Genomic DNA, 3,021 nt, shown 5'->3' with positions numbered 1-3,021 from the left:
AGGTAACACGGGTGCTACTGGACCTCAAGGCGTTCAAGGTAACACGGGTGCTACTGGCGCTACTGGACCTCAAGGTCTTCAAGGTAACACAGGTGCTACTGGCGCTACTGGACCTCAAGGTCTTCAAGGTAACACAGGTGCTACTGGTGCTACTGGACCTCAAGGCGTTCAAGGTAACACGGGTGCTACTGGACCTCAAGGTCTTCAAGGTAACACGGGTGCCACTGGACCTCAAGGCATTCAAGGACCAACGGGTGCTACCGGCGCTACTGGTATAGGAGTTACTGGACCTACTGGACCTTCTGGTGGGCCTACCGGACCTACTGGGCCAACTGGACCTAGCTTCCCTGTAGCAACAATTGTTGTAACAAACAATATTCAGCAAACAGTACTGCAATTTAATAACTTTATTTTTAGTACTGCAATTAACGTAAACAATATTATCTTCAACGGCACAGATACAGTTACTGTTATCAACGGTGGTATTTATGTAATTAGCGTATCCATTTCTACAACTGCGCCAGGATGCGCTCCACTCGGAGTAGGAATTTCAATTAATGGAGCAGTCGCAACTGATAATTTCTCTTCAAATTTAATAGGCGACTCACTTTCATTTACTACAATCGAAACATTAGTAGCTGGTGCAAGAATTTCTGTCCAATCTACTCTTAATGAGATTACGATTCCTGCGACAGGAAATACTAACATCCGCCTTACTGTATTTAGAATCGCTTAAATTTCACTATATATTGTTTATGACAAATAAAAAAAGAGCGAGAAACTCGCTCTTTTTTTGTTATGTACAATAATTCATTACTATTCTAATTCAATTGAAACATTTTTTTGTGGTACAAATGTAGAAATTGCATGTTTATAAATAAGCTGTTGCTTACCTTCTGTTTCCAGTAGGACTGTAAAATTATCAAATCCTTTAATTAGTCCACGAAGCTGGAAACCATTTAATAAGTACAGCGTAACAAACGTATTTTCTTTACGGAGTTGATTTAAAAACTGATCTTGAATATTGATTGATTGCTTCATGTCGAATCCTCCTCTTTTTCTCTACTTACTATTATTCGACTTTACTTGTAACTTTCCTTCTATGTATCGTAAAATTTCTGACGTTTTTTCACCGTCTGTAACATCAAACCACATGACATCCATTTTATTACGGAACCACGTTAATTGACGCTTTGCATAACGACGCGAATTCGTCTTTAATTGTGATACCGCATCTTCTAAAGAGGCTCGATTCTCAAAATAATCATAGATTTCTTTATATCCAATCGCTTGAATAGATTGACAATCTCGTATCCCTCTATTATACAGCCCTTCTACTTCCTCTAATAGGCCTTGTTCCATCATCAAATCCACTCGTAAGTTAATGCGATCGTATAGCATTTCTCGATCCATTGTCAAGCCAATTAATGAAACATCATAGAGTAACTCTTTTTCTTGTTTCTCAATTTGGTCACTCATTTTTTCACCCGTCGTGTGGAAAATTTCTAACGCCCGAATGACACGTCGTACATTATTTGCATGAATACGCTCTGCACTTTCTGGATCTACTTCTTGCAATTTTTTATGTACATATTCCACACCGCGTTCTAAAGCTAACTTTTCCATTTGCTCTCGGTATATCACATCACCAGCATCATCTGTAAACTGATAATCGAATAAAACAGATTGTATATAAAGACCGGTCCCACCAACTATAATTGGTAATTTACCACGTTCTGTAATTTCTCGAATATGTTTGCGAACACGTTCTTGAAATTCCGCGACAGAAAATGAATCTTCCGGATTTTTTATATCGACCATATAATGTGGAATTCCGTCCATCTCTGCTTGTGTTACCTTTGCAGTTCCAATATCCATCGTTCGATAGATTTGCATGGAATCACCACTAATAATTTCACCGTTCAACGCTTTGGCAAGATCGATACTTAACTTCGTCTTTCCAACAGCTGTTGGTCCAATGATGACAGCAACTTTTTCACGTTGCACTTCTCCCATAGCATTCAACTCTCTTTATGTAATATACTCCATCTATTGATTATACCCAATCTTACCAATTTTAACGGCATGATTGCAAGTTCTTTCATTTCGGTACATGAAATTACATATAAAAAAGAACATAGTTTGTCCAATTCTGCATATACATGATAAAAATAGTTTCGAGAGGATGAGTTAACTATGAAACAATCCACCATCAATTTTTCATCTTTGACAAAAGACCTCATTTTAGCTACTTCTACAAAAGAACAAAATTGTTCACAAGAGGAATTATACTTCGCCCTAAATTGTTTACTACGGGCTTTTCATTCTACTCTCCATGAAACAACATCACATCCAGAAAATAAAAATACAGAATATATACAAACACAATTTTGCAGTGCATATAAAATTATTACAGGTAAAACTATTTATCCCTTTCAATAATCCATAAAAAGCGGTTGCTTACATAATTTCAAGCAACCGCTTTTTATATTAATATCGATAACCTATTGTATAACTTTCACTTTTACAGATTTGCGCCCCCAGCTATTAGCACTACCATCTGAACCGACTAATACATCAATACGATTTCCTTTAATCGCACCACCAGTGTCTCCAGCAATCGCTTCTCCATATCCTTCTACCCATACTTTTGAGCCAAGCGGAATTACTTTCGGATCAACAGCAATTACTTTCATATTTGGATTTGCTGTCAAATCATGCCCCATTGCAGTTAATACACGACCACCATACGAACCATTCTCACTCGGATCTGCTGTATATGCCGTCGCTTCTACTGTAATTTCACGACCACCAGTAGGCGCACTTTTTTCAGTAGATTTCGCAACTGGTTTTGCAGCCGGCTTTTCTTTTACCACAGGTTTACTTGATTCTACATTCTTAATAGACTCGTTATTCTTAACTGCTGTATTATTTTTAACCGGCGCTTCTTCTTGAGCTACAACTTCTTTCTTTTCAATTACAGGTGCCGTTCCTGTTAAAAATGGCACGTGAACATATCCG

At 37.9% G+C, this 3,021-nt stretch carries 5 protein-coding genes; 2 read left to right on the top strand and 3 right to left on the bottom strand.

The features are described 5' to 3' along the window. Nucleotides 1–736: Gly-Xaa-Xaa repeat protein (locus tag MR160_RS33260; RefSeq protein ID WP_242299178.1), on the top strand; the 736-nt coding region annotated here is incomplete at its 5' end. 80 nt (nucleotides 737–816) lie between these two features. Here MR160_RS33260 and hfq read toward each other — a convergent pair. Continuing rightward, the gene (gene hfq, locus MR160_RS33255) at nucleotides 817–1,041 is read right to left on the bottom strand and encodes an RNA chaperone Hfq (RefSeq protein WP_000813896.1); all 225 of its coding nucleotides are present in this window, start codon (nucleotides 1,039–1,041) and stop codon (nucleotides 817–819) included. Between the two features lie 21 nt (nucleotides 1,042–1,062). Beyond that, entirely contained in the window at nucleotides 1,063–2,016 is a 954-nt protein-coding gene (gene miaA / locus MR160_RS33250; RefSeq protein ID WP_098900203.1) for a tRNA (adenosine(37)-N6)-dimethylallyltransferase MiaA, read from the bottom strand. A gap of 180 nt (nucleotides 2,017–2,196) precedes the next feature. On the opposite strand from miaA, the gene MR160_RS33245 reads away from it, so the two are divergent. Then, a complete protein-coding gene (locus tag MR160_RS33245) occupies nucleotides 2,197–2,442 on the top strand; it encodes a hypothetical protein (protein ID WP_000814431.1) in 246 nt (81 codons plus the stop codon). A gap of 62 nt (nucleotides 2,443–2,504) precedes the next feature. Here MR160_RS33245 and MR160_RS33240 read toward each other — a convergent pair. Beyond that, nucleotides 2,505–3,021: 3D domain-containing protein (locus MR160_RS33240; RefSeq protein WP_242299177.1), on the bottom strand; the 517-nt coding region annotated here is incomplete at its 5' end.

It is taken from the genome of Bacillus cereus group sp. BfR-BA-01382 (assembly GCF_022663475.1).
Taxonomy (GTDB): domain Bacteria; phylum Bacillota; class Bacilli; order Bacillales; family Bacillaceae_G; genus Bacillus_A; species Bacillus_A thuringiensis_S.
This window is presented reverse-complemented; position numbering and strand designations above follow the sequence as displayed.